General features: G+C 72.7%; 23 protein-coding genes. 9 read left to right on the top strand and 14 right to left on the bottom strand.

Annotated features, from left to right (window positions below; all coding sequences use genetic code 11):
• The first annotated feature begins 154 nt into the window (after nucleotides 1–154).
• Nucleotides 155–304 (top strand): hypothetical protein, encoded by a 150-nt coding sequence (locus tag IG86_RS43735; RefSeq protein ID WP_167350612.1) that lies wholly within the window; start codon nucleotides 155–157, stop codon nucleotides 302–304.
• A gap of 120 nt (nucleotides 305–424) precedes the next feature.
• On the opposite strand, the gene IG86_RS0128995 is transcribed toward IG86_RS43735, so the two are convergent.
• Nucleotides 425–985: a TetR/AcrR family transcriptional regulator gene (locus IG86_RS0128995; RefSeq protein ID WP_030823276.1), complete on the bottom strand. Its 561-nt coding sequence runs from the start codon at nucleotides 983–985 to the stop codon at nucleotides 425–427.
• 95 nt (nucleotides 986–1,080) lie between these two features.
• Between IG86_RS0128995 and IG86_RS0128990 the strand changes: the two genes are divergently transcribed.
• Together IG86_RS0128990 and IG86_RS0128985 are read left to right on the top strand one after the other, a co-directional pair.
• Nucleotides 1,081–1,674 carry a DUF2867 domain-containing protein gene (locus IG86_RS0128990; RefSeq protein WP_030823274.1) on the top strand — a complete coding sequence of 198 codons (594 nt, stop codon included), beginning with the start codon at nucleotides 1,081–1,083 and terminating at the stop codon, nucleotides 1,672–1,674.
• A 128-nt stretch (nucleotides 1,675–1,802) separates the two neighbouring features.
• A complete protein-coding gene (locus tag IG86_RS0128985) occupies nucleotides 1,803–2,075 on the top strand; it encodes a hypothetical protein (protein ID WP_030900779.1) in 273 nt (90 codons plus the stop codon).
• Between the two features lie 108 nt (nucleotides 2,076–2,183).
• On the opposite strand, the gene IG86_RS0128980 is transcribed toward IG86_RS0128985, so the two are convergent.
• On the bottom strand, nucleotides 2,184–2,945 hold the full coding sequence (locus IG86_RS0128980) for a phosphoglyceromutase (protein ID WP_030823267.1): 762 nt from the start codon (nucleotides 2,943–2,945) through the stop codon (nucleotides 2,184–2,186).
• A 129-nt stretch (nucleotides 2,946–3,074) separates the two neighbouring features.
• Between IG86_RS0128980 and IG86_RS0128975 the strand changes: the two genes are divergently transcribed.
• Nucleotides 3,075–4,445: an MDR family MFS transporter gene (locus IG86_RS0128975; RefSeq protein ID WP_051785487.1), complete on the top strand. Its 1,371-nt coding sequence runs from the start codon at nucleotides 3,075–3,077 to the stop codon at nucleotides 4,443–4,445.
• 70 nt (nucleotides 4,446–4,515) lie between these two features.
• Here IG86_RS0128975 and IG86_RS0128970 read toward each other — a convergent pair whose 3' ends face one another.
• On the bottom strand, nucleotides 4,516–5,037 hold the full coding sequence (locus tag IG86_RS0128970; protein ID WP_030900774.1) for a type III secretion system chaperone family protein: 522 nt from the start codon (nucleotides 5,035–5,037) through the stop codon (nucleotides 4,516–4,518).
• Nucleotides 5,030–6,415, bottom strand: a complete 1,386-nt coding sequence (gene mshA, locus IG86_RS0128965) for a D-inositol-3-phosphate glycosyltransferase (protein WP_030823259.1) — start codon at nucleotides 6,413–6,415, stop codon at nucleotides 5,030–5,032. Before mshA ends, IG86_RS0128970 begins: the two co-directional genes overlap by 8 nt.
• Before the next feature lie 239 nt (nucleotides 6,416–6,654).
• Between mshA and IG86_RS0128960 the strand changes: the two genes are divergently transcribed.
• From IG86_RS0128960 to IG86_RS0128950, 3 genes are all read left to right on the top strand, one after another.
• On the top strand, nucleotides 6,655–7,476 hold the full coding sequence (locus tag IG86_RS0128960) for a class I SAM-dependent methyltransferase (protein WP_173429202.1): 822 nt from the start codon (nucleotides 6,655–6,657) through the stop codon (nucleotides 7,474–7,476).
• 208 nt (nucleotides 7,477–7,684) lie between these two features.
• Nucleotides 7,685–8,788, top strand: a complete 1,104-nt coding sequence (locus tag IG86_RS0128955) for a C40 family peptidase (RefSeq protein ID WP_030900770.1) — start codon at nucleotides 7,685–7,687, stop codon at nucleotides 8,786–8,788.
• Between the two features lie 355 nt (nucleotides 8,789–9,143).
• Entirely contained in the window at nucleotides 9,144–10,511 is a 1,368-nt protein-coding gene (locus IG86_RS0128950) for a PP2C family protein-serine/threonine phosphatase (RefSeq protein ID WP_030823250.1), read from the top strand.
• Nucleotides 10,512–10,547: 36 nt separating this feature from the next.
• Here IG86_RS0128950 and IG86_RS0128945 read toward each other — a convergent pair whose 3' ends face one another.
• From IG86_RS0128945 to IG86_RS0128930, 4 genes are all read right to left on the bottom strand, one after another.
• On the bottom strand, nucleotides 10,548–10,886 hold the full coding sequence (locus tag IG86_RS0128945; protein WP_030659011.1) for a DUF2516 family protein: 339 nt from the start codon (nucleotides 10,884–10,886) through the stop codon (nucleotides 10,548–10,550).
• Nucleotides 10,887–11,030: 144 nt separating this feature from the next.
• Nucleotides 11,031–11,585 carry a hypothetical protein gene (locus IG86_RS0128940; RefSeq protein WP_030900768.1) on the bottom strand — a complete coding sequence of 185 codons (555 nt, stop codon included), beginning with the start codon at nucleotides 11,583–11,585 and terminating at the stop codon, nucleotides 11,031–11,033.
• Between the two features lie 23 nt (nucleotides 11,586–11,608).
• The gene (locus IG86_RS0128935) at nucleotides 11,609–12,019 is read right to left on the bottom strand and encodes a helix-turn-helix domain-containing protein (protein ID WP_030900766.1); all 411 of its coding nucleotides are present in this window, start codon (nucleotides 12,017–12,019) and stop codon (nucleotides 11,609–11,611) included.
• An 88-nt stretch (nucleotides 12,020–12,107) separates the two neighbouring features.
• Nucleotides 12,108–12,455, bottom strand: coding sequence for a DoxX family protein (locus IG86_RS0128930; protein ID WP_030823244.1), 348 nt, complete (start codon nucleotides 12,453–12,455; stop codon nucleotides 12,108–12,110).
• A 172-nt stretch (nucleotides 12,456–12,627) separates the two neighbouring features.
• Here IG86_RS0128930 and IG86_RS0128925 point away from each other — a divergent pair, with 172 nt between their 5' ends.
• Nucleotides 12,628–12,966, top strand: a complete 339-nt coding sequence (locus IG86_RS0128925) for a hypothetical protein (protein WP_030823241.1) — start codon at nucleotides 12,628–12,630, stop codon at nucleotides 12,964–12,966.
• Nucleotides 12,967–12,997: 31 nt separating this feature from the next.
• Here the strand turns inward: IG86_RS0128925 and IG86_RS0128920 are convergent, their stop codons facing one another.
• The 3 genes from IG86_RS0128920 to IG86_RS0128910 all read right to left on the bottom strand — a co-directional run bounded on the left by IG86_RS0128920 (nucleotide 12,998) and on the right by IG86_RS0128910 (nucleotide 15,711).
• Nucleotides 12,998–13,759, bottom strand: a complete 762-nt coding sequence (locus tag IG86_RS0128920; RefSeq protein WP_234315966.1) for a putative protein N(5)-glutamine methyltransferase — start codon at nucleotides 13,757–13,759, stop codon at nucleotides 12,998–13,000.
• Nucleotides 13,760–13,837: 78 nt separating this feature from the next.
• Nucleotides 13,838–15,082, bottom strand: a complete 1,245-nt coding sequence (locus IG86_RS0128915) for a GNAT family N-acetyltransferase (RefSeq protein WP_030900764.1) — start codon at nucleotides 15,080–15,082, stop codon at nucleotides 13,838–13,840.
• 47 nt (nucleotides 15,083–15,129) lie between these two features.
• Nucleotides 15,130–15,711, bottom strand: coding sequence for an RsiG family protein (locus IG86_RS0128910; protein WP_030823232.1), 582 nt, complete (start codon nucleotides 15,709–15,711; stop codon nucleotides 15,130–15,132).
• Nucleotides 15,712–15,848: 137 nt separating this feature from the next.
• On the opposite strand from IG86_RS0128910, the gene dtd reads away from it, so the two are divergent.
• On the top strand, nucleotides 15,849–16,274 hold the full coding sequence (dtd, locus tag IG86_RS0128905; protein WP_030659025.1) for a D-aminoacyl-tRNA deacylase: 426 nt from the start codon (nucleotides 15,849–15,851) through the stop codon (nucleotides 16,272–16,274).
• A 10-nt stretch (nucleotides 16,275–16,284) separates the two neighbouring features.
• On the opposite strand, the gene ygfZ is transcribed toward dtd, so the two are convergent.
• The 3 genes from ygfZ to IG86_RS0128890 form a co-directional block, all read right to left on the bottom strand.
• Nucleotides 16,285–17,253 carry a CAF17-like 4Fe-4S cluster assembly/insertion protein YgfZ gene (gene ygfZ / locus IG86_RS0128900; RefSeq protein WP_030900761.1) on the bottom strand — a complete coding sequence of 323 codons (969 nt, stop codon included), beginning with the start codon at nucleotides 17,251–17,253 and terminating at the stop codon, nucleotides 16,285–16,287.
• Between the two features lie 21 nt (nucleotides 17,254–17,274).
• Nucleotides 17,275–17,739, bottom strand: coding sequence for a Fur family transcriptional regulator (locus tag IG86_RS0128895; protein WP_234315967.1), 465 nt, complete (start codon nucleotides 17,737–17,739; stop codon nucleotides 17,275–17,277).
• Nucleotides 17,740–17,818: 79 nt separating this feature from the next.
• Nucleotides 17,819–18,391 (bottom strand): heme-binding beta-barrel domain-containing protein, encoded by a 573-nt coding sequence (locus tag IG86_RS0128890; protein ID WP_030659031.1) that lies wholly within the window; start codon nucleotides 18,389–18,391, stop codon nucleotides 17,819–17,821.
• Nucleotides 18,392–18,593 lie beyond the last annotated feature (202 nt).

Raw genomic sequence — 18,593 nt, 5'->3', positions numbered from 1 at the left:
CCGGGCGGGCGGCGGGCGTCCCGGGGGCGGCGGCCCGCACCGAGCTTCCGTGCGCCGTTGACGCGCCGGTGGAGCTGGGCATGAATGAGGGCGAGGCGGTCAGTCGCACGAAGTCCCGTATGCCGCGGGGCACCGCCTCTTTCGAGGAGGAACCATGCCCGATTCCCCCGTCCCCATCACCCCGGAGCAGGAGCAGCCTCCGAAGCCCGAGCCGCTGCGGCTCCCGCTGCTCGCGGCATGCGGCTGCGGTTCCGGCTGCGGCTGCGGCTGCCAGTCCGGTGCCCCCTGCCAGTGCGGCGGCTGACCGGGCCCACCCGGCCCGGCACCGCACCCCGTACCCCGAGAGGCCCCCTGCCCGCGGACGTCCCGCAGGCGGGGGGCCTTTCTCGGTACGCCGGGGGCACCGGGGGCACCGGGGGCACCCCTAACGCAGGAGCCACGTCCGGGTCAGCGCCATCACCTCCGCGCGGCTGCGGCCACCGTGGTCGGCCGCGATGAAGTGGGAGCCGATCCGCAGGGAGAAGGTGATCAGGGAACGGACCTCGACGTCGTCCTCGTCGGTGCAGAAGGCGCGGAACAGCGAGCGCAGGTACTCCATGCGCCTGCTGTCCGCGCGGCGCAGCCGCTCGGCGACGGCCTCGTCGCGGCGCGCCCAGTCGCGGATCGCCAGGTCGGCGTCGACGCCGACCACCGGCCCCTCCTCGTAGGAGGCGACGATCGTGAACAGCCGTTCCAGCCTGGCCCGGGCGTCTCCCCCGCCGCTCTCGACCAGCTCGATCACCGCCTCGGTGACCTCCCGCTCCCAGGTGTCGAGCATCTCGGCGAGCAGCGCGCCCCGGCTGCCGAAGTAGCCGTAGAAGCCGCCCTTGCTGACGCCGAGCGCCTGCGCCAGCGACTCGACGCGGACGGCCTCCGGGCCGCCGGCGGCCAGGGCCCGCAGCCCCTCCTCGATCCACTTGCCGCGCGGCGTGCGGGTCGCGCCCATGGTGTCTCCTCCTCACACGGACCCCTTCTATACGGTGCCGTATAGAAGAGTGCTAGCCTCGATCTATACGGCATCGTATAGACAGGGGCTTGCGCATGAGACTCCCCAGCACCGCCCACACCTCGCGCCCCTGGCGCATCCACGAGATCGCCGGCGACTTCCGGCTCGAAGACGTGTGGGCCCTGCCGACCCCCGGCGGTCCCGACGACCTCGCGCGACTGGTACGCCAGTTCGCGGGGGGCACGGGGGACCCCGTCCCCTCCCGCGCGGGACGGGCGCTGTTCGCGATCCGCTGGAAGCTCGGGGCGCTGCTCGGCTGGGACGAACCGTCCGGCGGACTGCGCTCGCGGGTGCCGACGCTCCGGGACCGGCTGCCGGCGGACCTCCGCGAGGGCGATCGCGGGCCGGACCTCACCTCCGTGCCGTTCACCTCCGTCTACCAGACGCACGACGAGTGGGCGGCGGAGACGGCCAACAAGACCATGCACGGCGTGCTGCACATCGGCTGGGTCCCGGACGGCGACGGCGGCCACCACGGCCAGATGGCCGTCCTGGTGAAACCCAACGGCCTGCTGGGCGCCGCCTACATGCTGGCCATCAAGCCCTTCCGGTACCTCGGCGTCTACCCGGCCCTGATCCGCTCGATAGGCAACGAGTGGCGGACCACCACCCCGGCCGCCACGGACTGACCCGGAGGACGGCGAAGCCCCCGCCCGCCGCGGAACAGCGGACGGGAGCCCCGCGTGAGCCCCCGTCCGGCCGGCGGCCGGAAATCCGATGGCTGGACCGTCCGCGCCGCACCTACGCTCCGACCATCATGAAGTTCCGCATCGAGTTCACCGAGCAGGCGGGAAGGCTCCGCGACTACCTCCCGCCCGACGACCGCCGGTCACTGCTGAGCCTCGTCAACAAGATCGCCACGGATCCCTACGGTCCCGACACCCACCTCGCCTACACGAACGACGACCTCACACGGTCGAGTTGGTCCGATTCCGCCACGGTGAAGTACATCGTGGTCCCGGCATGGAACGTCATCTACGTCGTGGAAGCGGACATCTACGACGCGGCCAGGGGCTTCAACATCGACTGAGGCCAGGGCTCCACGGCCGGACGGTCCCCCGCGCACAGTGGGCATGGGGGGTAGACGAATGCCCCCGACCCGCGCCGTGTGCGCAGGTCAGGGGCATGATCGCGGCAGTTACTTCTTCTTGCCCTGGTTCTTGACGGCCTCGATGGCGGCCGCGGCCGCGGCCGGGTCGAGGTAGGTGCCGCCCGGGTTGAGGGGCTTGAAGTCGGCGTCGAGCTCGTAGACGAGCGGGATGCCGGTCGGGATGTTCAGGCCCGTGATGTCCTCGTCCGAGATGCTGTCGAGGTGCTTGACCAGACCGCGCAGGGAGTTGCCGTGCGCGGCCACCAGGACCGTGCGGCCCGCCAGCAGGTCCGGGACGATGCCGTCGTACCAGTACGGCAGCATGCGCTCGACGACGTCCTTGAGGCACTCGGTGCGCGGACGCAGCTCGTTCGGGATCGACGCGTAGCGCGGGTCCTCGGACTGGGAGAACTCCGTACCGTCCTCGAGCACCGGCGGCGGGGTGTCGTAGGAGCGGCGCCACAGCATGAACTGCTCCTCGCCGAACTCCGCGAGGGTCTGCGCCTTGTCCTTGCCCTGCAGCGCGCCGTAGTGGCGCTCGTTCAGACGCCAGGAGCGGTGCACCGGGATCCAGTGGCGGTCCGCGGACTCGAGCGCGAGCTGAGCGGTGCGGATGGCGCGCTTCTGGAGGGAGGTGTGCAGAACGTCGGGCAGCAGGCCGGCGTCCTTCAGCAGCTCACCGCCACGGACCGCCTCCTTCTCGCCCTTCTCGGTGAGGTTGACGTCCACCCAGCCGGTGAACAGGTTCTTCGCGTTCCATTCGCTCTCGCCGTGGCGGAGGAGGATCAGCTTGTACGGTGCGTCGGCCATGCGTACGAGCCTAATGGACGCACGAGGGTGTCGATTGACGGCTCGGGTCAATTGGGTGGCGCCCCGAGCCCGTCCCCTCGTAATGTGCCCATCGCCAGAGCGACGCTTACACCCTCGGGGGGATTCCGTATGTCCGCTGCCAGTCTGAGACGGGCCGTCCGGGAGAGCGTCTCGGGTCTGCCCCGGGCGTTCTGGTGGCTCTGGACGAGCACGCTCGTCAACCGGCTCGGGGCCTTCGTCGCCACCTTCATGACCTTGTACCTGACGCTGGACCGGGGCTACTCGGCCTCCTTCGCGGGACTCGTCGTCGCCCTCCACGGGCTGGGCGGTGTGGTGTCCTCGCTCGTCGCGGGCGTGATGACCGACCGGCTGGGGCGGCGCCCCACGCTGCTGGCGGCCCAGGCCTCGACCGCCTTCTCGGTGGCGCTGCTGGGCTTCATGGAACACCCGGCGGCGATCGCGGCGGTGGCCCTGCTGGTCGGTATGACCTCGAACGCCTCGCGCCCGGCGGTCGCGGCGATGATGGCGGACATCGTCCGCCCCGAGGACCGCGTACGGGCCTTCGCGCTCAACTACTGGGCCATCAACCTCGGCTTCGCCGTCAGCGCGACCGCGGCGGGCCTGATCGCCGAGTACAGCTACCTGGCCGGCTTCCTCGGCGAGGCGGCCCTCACGCTGGCCTGCGCGGTGCTGGTGTACGTCAAGCTGCCCGAGTCCCGCCCGGAGGGCGGCGGAGCCGGGGCGTCCGGAGCGTCCGGCGCCACCTCGGGGAAGACCGGCGACGGGACGGAGATCGGGCTCGGGACCGTGCTGCGGGACGGCCGGTTCATGGGTGTGGTCGGCCTGTCGTTCCTGATCTCGCTGATCTTCACGCAGGGCTCGGTCGGCCTGCCGGTCGCGATGGGGTCCGCCGGGTTCTCGCCCGGGGACTACGGGCTGGTCATCGCCGTGAACGGCCTGCTGATCGTGGTGCTGCAGATCCCCGTCACCCGCTTCATCGAGCACCGCGACCCGCAGAAGCTGCTGGTGCTGTCGGCGCTGCTGGCCGGCTACGGCTTCGCGCTGACGGCCTTCGCCGGACCGGTGTGGGCGTACGGGCTGACGGTGTGCGTGTGGACGCTCGCCGAGATCGTCAACTCGCCGACCCAGATGAGCCTGGTCGTACGGCTCTCGCCGGTGCACGGGCGCGGGCGCTACCAGGGCGTCTACACGATGTCCTGGGCGGTGGCCGCGCTGGTGGCGCCGCTGATGGCGGGCTTCATGATCGACCGGTGGGGCGCGGGCCGGCTGTGGGCGGCCACGGGCGTACTGGGCACGGTGGTGGCGGCCGGCTACTGGCTGCTGATGCGGAACCTGCCCGCGGGGGACAGGGGTACGGACCCGGTGGCGGCCGGTGACGCCGCCGGCCCGAAGGCGGCGCAGCCGCTGCCCGCCGGACCGGCTCCCGCCGAGCCGCTCCCCGCTACCGCGCCCACCCCGGACCCGGTGCGGGCGGGCTGACCGGAGCCGGCCGGCACCCGGGCGGGAGCCGGCCGGGAGGCCGGACCCGGCGGGCGGCGCCGCGCCGGTGTCAGTCGGCCGGGCCGCCCGGCGTCGCCGCCGGCTCGTCCTGCGGGCGCGTCAGGTGCTTGAAGGCGTCGAGGTTGAAGGTCGGCTCGCCGCGCGAGCCCCGCCACTCGTACTCGCGCCGGATCGCGCTCGCGAAGCCCAGCTCCAGCAGCGTGTTGAAGGAGCCGTCCGCGGCCTCCAGCACCGTGCCGAGCAGCCGGTCCAGCTCCTCCGGGGTGACCACCGACAGCGGCAGGCGGGCCGTCAGGTAGATGTCGCCGAGGCGGTCCACCGCGTACGCCATCCCGTACAGCTTGAGGTTGCGCTCCAGCAGCCAGCGGTGGACGCCCGACTCGTTCTCGTCGGGGTGGCGGATCACGAAGGCGTTGACCGACAGCGAGTGCCGGCCGACCCGGATCGAGCAGGTGGTGCTGAGCTTGCGCGTGCCGGGGAGCTGGACGACGTAGGTGCCCGGCTGGGGGCTCTCCCAGCTCAGCTCCGCGCCGGTGAGCGCGCTCTCGATGATCTCGGCGGTGTCAGCCATGGTGGGAGCGTACGCGACGGCGATGATCGTGCATCGCCGCCGTGTAGACGTCGGCCGTGCCGGCCGCCGCCGTGTCCCAGCCGAAGAACTGCGCGTGCCGCGCCGCCTCGGCCCCCATCCGGTCCGCCAGCCCGGGCTCGTCGACGAAGCGGCGCAGCTTGCGCGCGTAGTCCGCCGGGTCGTGTCCGGGTACGAGGATCCCCGTGACGCCGTCGTTGACGGCGACGGGCAGCCCGCCGACCTCGGCGGCCAGCACCGGGGTGCCGGCGGCCTGGGCCTCTATCGCGACGAGCCCGAACGACTCGCTGTAGGACGGCATGACCAGCACGGACGCCGCCCGGAACCAGTCGGCGAGGCCGTCCTGGGCGACCGGCGGGTGGAAGTGCACGAGGTCTGCGATGCCGAGCTTGGCGGCGAGCTTCTGCAGGCCCTCGGGCTTGGCGAGGCCGCTGCCGCTGGGGCCGCCGACGACGGGGACGAAGAGGCGGCGGCGCAGCGAGGGGTCGCGGTCGACGAGGACGGCGACGGCGCGCAGCAGGATGTCGGGGGCCTTCAGCGGCTGGATGCGCCCGGCGAACAGCGGGATGACGGCGTCCTGCGGGAGGCCGAGGCGGGCGCGGGCGGCGGCCCGGCCGTCGCCGACGGTGAAGCGGTCGAGGTTCACGCCGGGGTGGACGACGGCCACCTTGGCGGGGTCGGCCTCGTAGTGGCGGACGAGCTCGTCGGCCTCTTCGGCGGTGTTGGCGATGAGGCGGTCGGCGGCGGAGACGATCTGGGTCTCGCCTATGACGCGGGCGGCGGGCTCGGGGGTGTCGCCCTCGGCCAGCGCCGCGTTCTTGACCTTGGCCATGGTGTGCATGGCGTGGACGAGGGGCACGCCCCAGCGTTCCGCGGCGAGCCAGCCCACGTGCCCGGAGAGCCAGTAGTGGGAGTGGACGAGGTCGTAGTAGCCGGGGCGGTGGCCGGCCCAGGCCTGCATCACGCCGTGGGTGAAGGCGCACAGCTGGGCCGGGAGCTCCTCCTTGGCGAGGCCCTCGTAGGGGCCCGCGTCCACGTGCCGTACGAGGACGCCGGGGGCCAGCTCGACCACGGGCGGGAGCCCGCCGGTGGTGGCGCGGGTGAAGATCTCGACGTCGATGTTGATCGCGGCGAGGCGGCGGGCCAGCTCCACGATGTAGACGTTCATCCCGCCGGCGTCGCCGGTGCCGGGCTGGTGCAGCGGTGAGGTGTGCACGCTGAGCATGGCCACGCGGCGCGGTTTGCGGTGGTGGCCGACGGCGGGCAGGCGCAGCCGGGGCGGTTCGTGGCGGGTGGCGGCACGGGCGGCGGCGAGGCGCCCGCTGAGGCTGCCGCCGAGGCGGGACACGTACTGGCTCAAGGAAGCGCTTCCTCTCGGCTCGGACGGTGCGCGCTCGGACGCTCGGACGGCATGACTGCGGGGGCGCGTAGGGCGCCCTGCAAGGAGTGCAACCCGGATGGCCGTCCCCCGCATTCCGGGGTGCCCGGTTTTCCTGCGCGTTCCCCCCGTTTCTTGGTGCTTTCTTGGTGCGCCGCGCGATTTTCGGGGTGATGCGGGCGGTTTTCACCGTGTGGGGGCGCTCCGCTTACCCTCGGCTCATGGCCTCCCGCAGTACCCCGTCCCCCAGCCGCGCCCCCGGCCGTCCTGTGGGTTCGGTGACGCGCGGGACGACGAATCCGAACCGGTTGCGCCGGATGGACCGCTGGATCGCGGCCGCCCACGGGGCGGCGCTGCGGCGTGCGGGTGATCCGGTGGCGGTGGACCTCGGGTACGGGGCCGCGCCCTGGACGGCGGTCGAGCTGCTGGCGCGGCTGCGGGACGCGGCGCCGCGGGTGCGGGTGGTCGGCATCGAGATCGAGCCGGCGCGGGTGGCCGGGGCGAAGCCGTACGAGCGGGAGGGGCTGAGCTTCCGGCACGGCGGCTTCGAGGTCCCGCTGGAGGGCGGGGAGCGCGCGATGCTGATCCGCGCGGCGAACGTACTGCGCCAGTACGACGAGGAGCAGGTCGCCGAGGTGTGGGCACGGCTGTGCGCGCGGCTGGCGCCGGGCGGGCTGCTGGTGGAGGGGACCTGCGACGAGATCGGGCGGCGGCACGTGTGGGTGGCGCTGGGGCCGGAGGGGCCGCGCACGGTGACGTTCGCGACCCGGCTGGGCTCGCTGGAGCGTCCCTCGGACCTGGCGGAGCGGCTGCCGAAGGCGCTGATCCACCGGAACGTGCCGGGTGAGCCGGTGTACGCCTTCCTGCGCGACTTCGACCGGGCCTGGGCGGCGGCGGCTCCGTACGCCTCGTACGGGGCGCGGCAGCGCTGGATCCGCACGGCGCGGGCGCTGTCCGCGGACTGGCCGCTGGCGGACGGGCCCGGGCGGTGGCGGCAGGGGGAACTGACGCTGCGCTGGGAGGCGTTGCGCCCGGTGGGGTGAATGCGGTGCGGCGGGGAACCGGGGGCGGGGGTGCCCCGTTGATCCGTGAGGGGCAGGGCTCGGGGTCCGTTGGGGCAGACAAGATCGAAATGGCATCCACAAGGGTGTCGGAATTCATCGACTCGTGGCACCATCCCGATGGCAGTGCGAAGTTACTGATGAATAGTCAGATCTGATACCAGGTCTGGCTCGGGTGCCTGGGGGGACCATGGGGTCGGTAAGGCGACGACGAGGCGCAAGCTCTCTCGTGCTGCTGTGCGCGATGGCGGTGCTGACGGCGCCGGGCCTCGCGACGGGCACGGCGTATGCGGCGCCGGCCGTGCCGGGGGCTCCGGCCACGCCGGCCGCACCGGGGGCTCCCCTGCCGGGCCCGGGCGGCAAGTCCCTGGAGCAGGTCCGCAAGGACATCGAGGAGCTCTACCGGCAGGCGGGCGCCTCGACGGACGCCTACAACCTCGCCGAGGCCGAGACCAAGGCCCAGTCGGACAAGATCGTCGAGATCGCCAATCTGATCGTCGCGGGCAAGGAGCGGATCGCCACGCTCAAGAGCCGCGCGGGCGCCGCGGCCCGCGCTCAGTACCGCTCGGGCGGCCTGCCGCCGGGCGCACGGCTGGCGTTGAGCGAGGACCCGAACCAGTTCCTCGACGGCGCGGACCGGTTGCGGCAGGGAGAGAAGGCCGCCTCGGACCTCCTGTCCGAACTGGACCGCACCCAGACGGACTTGCAGCGCTACGCGGAGGAGGCGAGCGAGCGCTGGCAGAAGCTGGAGACGAACCGGGTCAAGCAGGAGGACTCCAAGAAGCAGATCGAGGAGAAGATCAAGGCGGCGGAGGAGCTGGAGAGCAAGCTGGAGGCCGAGGAGAAGGCCCGGCTGATCCAGCTGGAGCAGGAAGCCCAGTACCGGGCGCAGACGGCGTGGCTGTCCACGGGCGCGATGAAGGACGTCAACGGCAAGGCGACGGACGCCGGCAAGCACGCCGTGCAGTTCGCCACCGCCCAGATGGGGAAGCCGTACAAGTGGGGCGCGGTGGGCCCGGACTCCTTCGACTGCTCCGGGCTGACGTCGCAGGCCTGGCGCGCGGCGGGGCGCGGCATCCCGCGCACCTCGCAGGAGCAGCTGCGGCTGCTGCCGAAGGTCGCGCTCAAGGACATGCGTCCCGGCGACCTGATCATCTACTTCGACGACGCGAGCCACGTCGGCATGTACGTCGGCGACGGCGCGATGGTCCACGCCCCGCGCCCCGGCCGCAACGTCACGCTGGCGGGCGCGGGCTCCATGCCGATCAAGGCAGTGGTCCGCCCGGACGCCTGATCCCTCCCGGGCGGGGCAGCCGCTCCCGCGGCCCGTGGCACTGCCGGGCCGCGGCGGGCGTGGGCCGCGCACGGCCTCGGTACGGACGGCGGGCGACCGGCCGGGGCCGCGGGCGCCGGGAGGGCCGAGGAGGCGAGGGTGCGGAGGCAACCCCGGGGGTGTGGGGGACGTCTCGTTAGGCGGGACGGAACGCGGCCCCGCCGTGACCTTTGTCATCCAGTGAGGCCGATTTTCCCCCGTGATGACGGCATATGACGGAGGCCCGCGCCAAGAACGGCATTCCGTTCGCGGGGCAGGGACCGCTAGGGTCTGCCGGACGAGCGCACCCTCGGGGGGAGGGAAGGAACCGGAAACGATGCCCGTACCCGTACCGCGGCAGAGGGAGACCCCCGCCACGGAGAGCGGTCAGGCCGTTCTGCACACCGCCGCACCGCCTGCCTCCACAGGTGCCGGCGTCGCGCAGGCGACCCCTCAGACCACCGCCCTGACCCTCCTGGTCATCGAGGACGACCCCGCCGGCGGGCTCACCGTCCCCGAGATCCTCGACGCCGACGGCCACCGCATCCGGCTCCGCACCGCCCGCAACCTCACCGAGGCCGAGCGGCTGCTCACCCCCGACGTGCACTGCATCCTGCTCGACCTCTCGCTGCCCGGCACCGGCGCCCGCATCCCGGTCGCGGCAGCCGGGGCGTCCGGCGGGGCCGGCGGGTCCGGCGCGGTCACCGCGACGACCACCGCCACCGCCGACCCGCAGCTCGCCGTCCTGCACCAGGTGCTGCGCCTCGCCCCGCGCCACGCCGTCCTCGTCCTCACCGACGAGGACGACGCCGAGCGCGCCGCCGAGGCCGTCCGCGTCGGCGCCCAGGACTTCCTCTTCCGGGACGAGCTGGACGGCCGGCTGCTGAGCCGCGCAATCCGGTACGCCGTGGAGAGAAAACGGGCCGACATCGCCCAGTACAAGCTTGCAGAATCGAAACTGCGCGCCCAGGAGAACGCCCGCCTGGAGCGCGGCCTGCTCCCCACCCCCCTCCTTGAGGGCTCCGATCTGCGCTTCGCCGCCCGCTACCGCCCCGGCCGCAGCCGGGCCCTCCTCGGTGGCGACTTCTACGACACCGTCCGCACCCCCGACGGCACCGTCCACGCCATGATCGGCGACGTCTGCGGCCACGGCCCCGACGAAGCCGCCCTCGGCGTCGAGCTCCGCATCGCCTGGCGCGCCCTGACCCTGGCGGGCCTGTGCGGCGACGACCTGCTGGCCACCCTCCAGGAGGTGCTGGAGGTGGAGCGGCCGTGCGAGGAGATCTTCGCGACGCTGTGCACCGTCGACATCGCGCCGGACGGCCGCCGTGCGGGCCTGTGCCTGGCCGGCCATCCGGCACCGCTGATCTCCCGGCCGGGCCGCCGCGCACGGCTCCTGCCGTACGAGAACAGCGGTCCGGCCCTCGGACTGCTGCCCCGGGCCCGCTGGCCGCGCCGGCAGGTCGAGCTCGGCGGCACATGGAGCCTGATGCTCTACACCGACGGCCTCATCGAGGGGCGGATCGGCGAGGGCAAGGAACGCCTGGGCCAGGACGGCATGGTCGAGATGATCAACCGCCATCTGGACCGCGGTCTGAGCGGCGAGTCACTGCTGGAGGCCTCCGTCACCGAAGCGCGCCGCCTCAACGGCGGCGAGCTCACCGACGACGTGGCCGTGGTCCTGCTCTCCCGCTCCGAGGGCTGACCTCCGCCGTCCCTCGGCGATCCCCGCCGAACCCGGCTACCGTCCGCCGTTGTACGGGCCGTACGGGCCGTCGCTGCTGCTGCCACCACTGCGGCGGCCGCCGCCCGAGACCTGCTTGAGGGCCGGCCGTACGTCCACGAAGAACACGATGGTCGCCACCAGGCCCGCGATCTCCAGGAAGAGCATCCCCAGGAAGGCGTCGACGAGCACGGTGATGCCGAGGATGACCAGCCAGAAGGTCTTGCTCTGCTTGTCGGCCGCCCGGTAGGCGTCGTCCCGCGCCACCAGCGCGAACCCGAAGGCCACGACGGCGAGCACCAGCATGGCGAGCCCGAGAAGCGGGATCACCCCTCGATCGAACCCGTCCATCAACATCGCTTCGACCGCCTTTTCCTGCTCGCGCTTCGCACTTCCGGTGCCGCCTCACTCCACGCTACCGGCACACGCCCCTCCATCGACCACAACGGGCCGGGCCCTTGAAGGGTGCCCGGCCCGTGGTCGCCCATGCGGGCGTGCGGCTCAGCTCGCGTCGTCCGCCGTGACGACGGCCTTCTTGGCCGTGCTCCTGCGCGTGGCGGGCTTCTTGGCGGCGGGCTGCTCGTCGGCGGCCGCCCCGGCCGCCGGCTCCGCGGTCGGCTCGGCCTCCGCCTTCGGCTCGGGCCGCGGCTCGACGACGACGGCGATGTCGACGATCTCCTCGGAGACCTCGCCGCGCCAGGCCCGTACGGCCTGCTCACCGTGCTCGGCGACCTTGTCGTAGGTCTCCTTGGCGCGCACCGCGTACTCGGCTGCCACGCCGACACCGCGCAGCGCCAGGTCCTGGGCGGTCTCCCCGATCTTCTTCGGGTCGATCGCGCCGAGCACCTCGGCGACCTTGGCGGTGACCGCGTCCTGCACGGCCTTCGGGTCCGTGTTCTTCACGGCCTCGATGCGCGCGGGGGCCTCGGCGCGCAGCTGCTCGATGAGCTCCGGAACCTTCTTCGCCTGCTGCACGGCGAGATCGGCGGTGCCGGCGGCGAAGTAGAGGGGAGTGGGGTCGGTGAGGGTCTTCTTCAGGTCATCGGCGATGGCCATGTGCTGGTCCTCCCGGATCAACTTCAGTCGGTCTTCGACGGCATCTCGTCGGCGGGAACGGCGGGAACATCGGGAACGGCGGGTTCGTCGAGTGCGTTCTCCTTGCGGAACGACTCGTAGACCTGGAGCAGCACCTGCTTCTGCCGCTCGTTGATGGACGGGTCGGCGAGTATGACGGCTCGCGTCTCCACCTCGTCGCGGTCCCGCTCGTCAAGGATCCCGGCCTGCACGTACAGCGTCTCCGCGGAGATCCGCAGCGCCTTGGCCAGCTGCTGGAGGATGTCCGCGCTCGGCTTGCGCAGCCCGCGCTCGATCTGGCTCAGGTACGGATTCGACACCCCCGCGGCGTCGGCCAGCTGCCGCAGCGAGAGCTGCGCCTGCCGCCGTTGCTCACGGAGGTATTCGCCGAGGTTTCCGACGTTGAGCGATGCCATGCTGCCGATCCTGCCCGACGCCGCTAACTTTTGCAAGCAGATGCTTGCAACATCTCCCGCCCGCGCCGCCGGGCCGCACCACCGGTGGTCACCCGCCGAAGCCGAGGGCCAGGGCGACCACCGCCGGGGCCGCGTAGATCACCGGGAAGGGCACGTGCGCGTATGCCCCGGCACGGACCACCGTGAACACCGCCCCCGCGAAGTACGCCGCGATCCCGATCGCCGCGGCGACACCGACGGCCGGTACGAACACGCCGACCGCCAGGCCCACCGCGCCCGCCGCCTTCGCGGCTCCCAGCCACACCCACCACGTACGCGGGACCCCGTACTCCGCCAGCGGCTCGACCACCCACTTCGCCCCCAGGAACATCGAAGCCGCCGAGAACCCGACCATGAACGCACCGACCAGAGCGAAAACAACAGCCGTCGTGGACATCCGGCACTCCCCTCAGACGGACGCCGGCGCGGACCGCGCCGGTCAGGTCTCCCGCCTGCCTCACTCCACTGACCCGCCCCGACGCCCACGTGTGACAGACCGAGCCGACCCGTTTCCCGGCCCGTCCGAAATCCCTTGGCGGGGCGGCCGTCCGCCGAAGCAGACTGGCCGCATGCCGCATCGCTCCGCCTACGTGTGCCTCGACTGCCGGGTGTCGGTCAAGCGCGCCGCCAACCACTCCGCCGAGGACTGCGCGTCCCGCGCATACCGCTGCCCCCGCTGCCGCCGGGCCCTCGTCCTGGCCGGGGACGCCTTCGAGGCGCCGCCACGGCGGGACCGGGACGCCTGGCGGGTCCTGTCCGTGCTCCTGCACGCCGGGCTCGACTTCCGCCAGGCCTGCTGCGGATGCGGACCCGGCTACCGGCCGCGGAGCCTGCGCGAGGTGCGCGAACGGCTCGAGTACGCCCGGCGCACCGGGGTCCCGGTCGCCCGCGCGCTCGCCACCCGGTGACCACGGGCGGGCGGGCGCGGCCGGCCCCGGCTCAGGACGTGCCGATCACCACCGTCGCGTACAGCTCCTCAGAGGTGACCGCGCGGACCGAGAGGCCCGCGGAGGTCAGCGCCGAGGCCGTCGACGGGGCCTGGCGGGCGCTCGTCTCGATCAGCAGGTGACCCCCCGGGGCCAGCCAGGCCATGGCGCCCGCCGCGACCCGGCGGTGCACGTCCAGCCCGTCGGCCCCGCCGTCCAGCGAGACCAGCGGCTCGTGGTCGCGCGCCTCCGACGGCATCAGGCCGATCTCCTCCGTGGGCACGTACGGGGCGTTGACCACCAGCACCTCCACCCGCCCGCGCAGCTCGGCCGGGAGCGCCGCGTACAGATCGCCCTCCCACACCCGGCCGCCGTACGGGGCCACGTTGCGCCGCGCGTACGCCAGCGCCGCCGGGTCGATGTCGGCGACGTGCAGCTCCACCCCGCCCGGGGACTGCGCCGCCACCGCCGCGCCCAGCGCGCCGACCCCGCAGCACAGGTCCAGCACCACCGCGCCCGGCCGGGTCAGCGCCAGCGCCTCCTGCACCAGGAACTCGGTGCGCCTGCGCGGCACGAAGGCCCCCGCGCCCACCTGGACGCGCAGTCCGCAGAACTCCGCCCAGCCCACGACGTGTTCGAGCGGTTCGCCGCCCACCCGGCGGGCCAGCAGCTCCGCCAGGTGCGCGTCGTCCCGGGCGGCGCCGCTCAGCAGCTCCGCCTCCTCCTCCGCGAAGACACAGCCGGCCGCGCGCAGGGATTCCACAAGTGACGTCAAAACCTCAGTCCTCAGTGCTCAGTGCTCAGTGCTCAGTTCTCACTACCCGGTGCCCGGTGCCCGGTGCGGTGGGCGGTCTCAGAAGATGTCCGGGCACCACGGACGGCGCGCGGTGCGGAACACCGCGTCCGCCAGCGCGGCCGCGCCCGGCCGCTCCTCGGCCACCCGCCCGAGTGCGGCCAGCCGTACCGCGGACGCGTCACCGAGGTACACGGATCCCAGCGCGGACACGTCCAGCCGCAGGTCAGCCGCCTCCCGCGTGCGCTCGCACACGCCCGCCGCCGCGTCCAGCCGGTAACGGCCGGCCGCCGGGCCCGCCTCGTCCGTGACCTCCAGCACGAGCACCCCCGGCACCTCGTACGTCCGCGCGCCCAGGGCCCGTACGACGTCGAGGACCCGCACCCACAGGAAGTCGGCGGACGTCACGACCCGCGCCGACCGCGGGTCGGGCAGCAGCTCCGGGAGCAGGTCGTCGGGCGCCCGGTAGCCGGTGCGGACCTTCTGCACCCAGTCGATCGAGCACAGGAACTGCCACAGCGCCCGCTCCGCCTGCGGGGTGAGCGCCAGCAGGTCCCGCACCTGCACGGTGTTCTGCGGGACCTTCGCGTCCGTCCAGTGGTCGTCGGCGGTGTAGACGGCCACGCCGGCCACCTCGCCCTCCGCCGTCCGGTACACGGCGTGGAACTTCTCCTTGTAGGGCCGGTGCGAGATCTCCTCCACCCCGGTCGCCAGGTCCCACCAGCGCTCGTTGCGGCCCACGGCGCCCGGCGTGGCCGCCCGCAGCCCGTCGTGCAGCCCGGGGCCGAACCGCCGGTAGTCGGCCGCGTCCACCAGGTCGATCCGCCCGCCGTCCACGGGCGCCGCCAGCCGCCGGTCCAGCCCGGTGCGCGGTACGTCGATCTCCCACTCCACGAGGGAGGTGGCGGGCCCGAAACCGTACCGCCCGTAGATCGGGTACTCGGCGGCGATCAGCGTCGCCAGCGCCTCGCCGCGCGCCGCGGCCGCGGCGAACTCGGCCCGCATCATGCGGGTCAGCAGACCCTGCCGGCGGTGGGTGGGCAGCACGCCCACGTTGGAGATCGCGCTGGAAGGGACGGCCGCGCCGCCGGGCACCGTCACCTCCTGCGCGAAGGAACGGAAGGCCGCCACGCAACGGCCGGTGTCGGTGTCGAACGCGCCCTGCATCCGGGCGAGGTCGTTGTACTTGGCGCGCTGGGCCACATCGGCGTCCGTCACCCGGGTCGCGGTCAGGAAACCGGTGTTGACGGCACGCAGCCAGTCGTGGAGTTCGGATTCGGCGATCGGCCGGACGTCAGCACTCATAGCGGCCCACGCTAATCGCCCGACCGGCGCGGGTCGCCCGAATTTCCTTACGCCAGCAGGTCGTCCACCTGCGCCTCCCCCTCCCGGTACCGCCGGGTGATCTCCGCACTGCACTCGTCGGCCGTGCGCTGGAGCTGCTGCCGGCGCCGCGAGACCTGCTGCTCGTAGCGCACCAGCCGGCCCAGCCCGTCGTGCAGTTCACCGTCCGTGCGGGCCTCCAGGTCCGACAGCTCGACGTCGGCGAGCATCTCCGCCGCCAGCACCCGGTACTCCTCGCTGTGCGGGGTGCCGAGCGTGACGTGGCGGGCGGAGGCGCTGCGGCTGGAGGGGGCGTCGGCGAGGATCACCGAGAGCCGGTCCACCACCGGCGCCTCGGGGTCGGTCCGCCGGGCGAGTTCGGCACGCAGGATGTCGATACGGCCCTGGAGCAGTCTGCGCACATAGCTCAGGTCGGCCTCGTCGCGCTGCGCGTCGCGGCGCAGCGCGCGCAGTTCGGGCAGCCCGAGCGCGGTGGCCGGGGCCGCCGGCCCCGGCTCCTGTGTCTCGGCCGTGCGCTGCGCGGGCGGTCGTACCGCGGCAGCTGCGACGGAAGCGGGTGATGCAGGTACGGAGGTACCAGAGGTATTCATGACGTTCGGGTCCGTCCCCTCGACCGGTGCGGCGCACCCGCACCGCCTGCGTGCATCGTGCCACTCTCCGTGGCCCCGGTGCAGTCCCACTCCACCCGATCGGCCCCGGACGGGTGCAAGGCTGGTACACAGGTGGTATGCGAGCTGTGGTGCAGAGGGTGGACGGCGCGAGTGTCGTCGTCGGCGGCGAGACCGTGGGCGAGATCGTCGGCGAGGGGCTGTGCGTGCTGGTGGGGGTCACCCACGACGACACGCCGGAGAAGGCGGCGGTGCTGGCGCGCAAGCTGTGGTCCGTGCGGATCCTGGAGGGCGAGAAGTCCTGCAGCGACAACGGCGCACCGCTGCTGGTGATCTCCCAGTTCACGCTGTACGGCGACGCCCGCAAGGGGCGGCGCCCCACGTGGAACGCGGCGGCGCCCGGTCCGGTCGCCGAGCCGCTGGTCGACGAGGTCGTCGCGCAGCTGCGGGCGCTGGGCGCGACGGTGGCGACGGGCCGCTTCGGGGCGGACATGCGGGTGTCGCTGACCAACCACGGCCCGTTCACCATCGTCGTCGACGTGTAGGCGCGGCGCGTCAGGGCGCCACGACGACCTCCTGCGCGGCGGCCGTGCCGCCCACCAGCAGCGGCGCGTCGACCGGGACGTTCCGCTTGACCAGGGCGAGGGCGATCGGGCCCAGTTCGTGGTGGCGGACGGCGGTGGTCACGAAGCCCAGCTGGCGGCCCTCCTCGCCGTCCGCGGCGAGCCGTACGGGGGCGCCGTGGGCCGGGAGGACCACCTCGGAGCCGTCCAGGTGCAGGAAGACCAGGCGGCGCGGGGGCTTGCCGAGGTTGTGGACGCGGGCGACGGTCTCCTGACCGCGGTAGCAGCCCTTCTGCAGGTGCACGGCGGTGCCGATCCAGCCCAGTTCGTGCGGGATGGTGCGGTGGTCGGTCTCCAGGCCGACCCGCGGCCGGTGCCCCTCGACGCGCAGGGCCTCGTAGGCCAGGAGGCCGGCGGCCGGGCCGTGCGCGGCGGCGAAGGACTCCAGCTCGGCGCGGGGCAGGAAGACGTCACGGCCGTACGCGGTCTCGCGTACGACGAGTTCCTTGGCGATCTCGGCGATGGAGCCGGCCGGCAGGTGCACGACCGCGAACTCCTCGGTGCGGTCGGCGACTTCGACGCGGTAGAAGAACTTCATCGACTCCAGGTAGGCGATCAGCTCGCCCTGGGTGCCGGGCTCCACGTGCACCCAGGTGGTGTCGCCGTCGTCGACGAGGTAGAGCGCGTGCTCGATGTGGCCGTTGGCGGAGAGGATCAGCGCCTCGGTGGCCTGCCCGGCCGGGAGCTCGGTGACGTGCTGGGTGATCAGCAGGTGCAGCCAGCTCAGCCGTTCCGGTCCGGTGACGCAGACGACCCCGCGGTGCGAGAGGTCGACGAAGCCGCGGCCGTCCGCGAGGGAGCGCTGTTCGCCGTACAGCTGGCCGTAGTGGGCGGCGACGCCCTCGTCGCGGCCTTCGGCCGGGACGGCGCCGGGAAGATGGAGCAAGGGGCTGCTGGTCATGCGACCAAGCCTACGACCCTGCTACGCGGACGCGGCACGCTGCTTGGCGGCGCACTTCTTGCACAGGCCGAAGATCGCGAAGTGCTTCATGTCGGTCTCGAAACCGAAGGTCGTGCGCAGCTTCGCGGTGAACTCGGCGGCGATGTCGAGGTCCGCCTCGATGACGTCGGCGCAGTCGCGGCAGACCAGGTGGATGTGGTGGTGCCGGTCGGCCAGGTGGTAGGTGGGGGCCCCGTGCCCGAGGTGGGCGTGCGAGACCAGGCCAAGCTCCTCCAGGAGCTCCAGCGTCCGGTAGACGGTGGAGATGTTGACACCGGAGGCCGTCCTGCGGACTTCCGCGAGGATCTCGTCCGGCGAGGCGTGCTCCAGCGCGTCGACGGCTTCCAGCACGAGCTGGCGCTGCGGGGTCAGCCGGTAACCGCGCTGGCGCAGGTCGGCCTTCCAGTCGGTGCCCGGGGTTCCTTCGGTGCTCTCGGTGCTCACCACCCCGCCAGTGTATGTGTGCGAAGGGGACCACGGTCGAGCCCGCGGTCCCCTTTCGTACACAGCCTGTGGAGGTTTCCGCTCAGCGGAAGAAGGCGATGCCGTCGTCCGGCATGTCCGGGAGGTTGCGCGCCATCTCGGCGACCTCCTCGGGCGTGACGACCTTCTTGAGCTGGGCCGACATGTACGGGCGCAGCTCGACGTCCGGGGTGGCCTTCTCGCCGACCCACATGAGGTCGCTCTTGACGTAGCCGTAGAGCCGCTTGCCCCCGCTGTACGGGCCGGAGGCCGCGGTACGGGCGACCGCGTCGGTGACCAGGTCGATCTGGGGCTTCTGGTCGGCCAGCTCGCCGTACCAGACCTCGACGACGCCCTGGTCGCGGACCATGACGATCTCGACCTTGCGGTCCTTGTCGATGCGCCAGTAACCCGACTCGGACTCCAGCGGCCGCACCTTGTTGCCCTCGGCGTCGAGGACCCAGGTGTGGGAGGTGTACTCCAGGAAGTCCCGGCCGTCGTGGCTGAAGACGACCTCCTGGCCGAAGTTGCACTTCTCCTCACCGGGGAAGTCGAAGACTCCCGCACCCTCCCAGTTGCCGAGGAGGAAGGCGAGGGGGACGAGGCCCGGGTTCAGGTCGGACGGGATCTGGATCATGAATGGCTGCTCAGGCGATCTGTGGGAGGGGTTCCGGGGCGGTCAGCTGAGCCGGTGCTCAGCGCTGACCCTGGTACAGCTTCTTGACGGCCAGGCCGGTGAAGGCCATGACGCCGACGCAGACCAGGACCAGCAGGGAGGTGAAGACTGCCTCAAGCACGGGGTGCTCCTCGGAATCGTTTCGGGGCTGTACGGGGCCGGT

The organism is Streptomyces virginiae (assembly GCF_000720455.1).
GTDB classification, from domain to species: Bacteria; Actinomycetota; Actinomycetes; order Streptomycetales; family Streptomycetaceae; genus Streptomyces; species Streptomyces virginiae.
This window is presented reverse-complemented; position numbering and strand designations above follow the sequence as displayed.

Excerpts from the sequence above, each read along its gene's own strand:
- IG86_RS43735 (WP_167350612.1), top strand. The coding sequence starts at position 155 with ATGCCCGATTCCCCCGTCCCCATCACCCCGGAGCAGGAGCAGCCTCCG.
- IG86_RS0128995 (WP_030823276.1), bottom strand. The coding sequence starts at position 985 with ATGGGCGCGACCCGCACGCCGCGCGGCAAGTGGATCGAGGAGGGGCTG.
- IG86_RS0128990 (WP_030823274.1), top strand. The coding sequence starts at position 1,081 with ATGAGACTCCCCAGCACCGCCCACACCTCGCGCCCCTGGCGCATCCAC.
- IG86_RS0128985 (WP_030900779.1), top strand. The coding sequence starts at position 1,803 with ATGAAGTTCCGCATCGAGTTCACCGAGCAGGCGGGAAGGCTCCGCGAC.
- IG86_RS0128980 (WP_030823267.1), bottom strand. The coding sequence starts at position 2,945 with ATGGCCGACGCACCGTACAAGCTGATCCTCCTCCGCCACGGCGAGAGC.
- IG86_RS0128975 (WP_051785487.1), top strand. The coding sequence starts at position 3,075 with ATGTCCGCTGCCAGTCTGAGACGGGCCGTCCGGGAGAGCGTCTCGGGT.
- IG86_RS0128970 (WP_030900774.1), bottom strand. The coding sequence starts at position 5,037 with ATGGCTGACACCGCCGAGATCATCGAGAGCGCGCTCACCGGCGCGGAG.
- IG86_RS0128960 (WP_173429202.1), top strand. The coding sequence starts at position 6,655 with ATGGCCTCCCGCAGTACCCCGTCCCCCAGCCGCGCCCCCGGCCGTCCT.
- IG86_RS0128955 (WP_030900770.1), top strand. The coding sequence starts at position 7,685 with ATGGGGTCGGTAAGGCGACGACGAGGCGCAAGCTCTCTCGTGCTGCTG.
- IG86_RS0128950 (WP_030823250.1), top strand. The coding sequence starts at position 9,144 with ATGCCCGTACCCGTACCGCGGCAGAGGGAGACCCCCGCCACGGAGAGC.
- IG86_RS0128945 (WP_030659011.1), bottom strand. The coding sequence starts at position 10,886 with ATGTTGATGGACGGGTTCGATCGAGGGGTGATCCCGCTTCTCGGGCTC.
- IG86_RS0128940 (WP_030900768.1), bottom strand. The coding sequence starts at position 11,585 with ATGGCCATCGCCGATGACCTGAAGAAGACCCTCACCGACCCCACTCCC.
- IG86_RS0128935 (WP_030900766.1), bottom strand. The coding sequence starts at position 12,019 with ATGGCATCGCTCAACGTCGGAAACCTCGGCGAATACCTCCGTGAGCAA.
- IG86_RS0128930 (WP_030823244.1), bottom strand. The coding sequence starts at position 12,455 with ATGTCCACGACGGCTGTTGTTTTCGCTCTGGTCGGTGCGTTCATGGTC.
- IG86_RS0128925 (WP_030823241.1), top strand. The coding sequence starts at position 12,628 with ATGCCGCATCGCTCCGCCTACGTGTGCCTCGACTGCCGGGTGTCGGTC.
- IG86_RS0128915 (WP_030900764.1), bottom strand. The coding sequence starts at position 15,082 with ATGAGTGCTGACGTCCGGCCGATCGCCGAATCCGAACTCCACGACTGG.
- IG86_RS0128910 (WP_030823232.1), bottom strand. The coding sequence starts at position 15,711 with ATGAATACCTCTGGTACCTCCGTACCTGCATCACCCGCTTCCGTCGCA.
- dtd (WP_030659025.1), top strand. The coding sequence starts at position 15,849 with ATGCGAGCTGTGGTGCAGAGGGTGGACGGCGCGAGTGTCGTCGTCGGC.
- ygfZ (WP_030900761.1), bottom strand. The coding sequence starts at position 17,253 with ATGACCAGCAGCCCCTTGCTCCATCTTCCCGGCGCCGTCCCGGCCGAA.
- IG86_RS0128890 (WP_030659031.1), bottom strand. The coding sequence starts at position 18,391 with ATGATCCAGATCCCGTCCGACCTGAACCCGGGCCTCGTCCCCCTCGCC.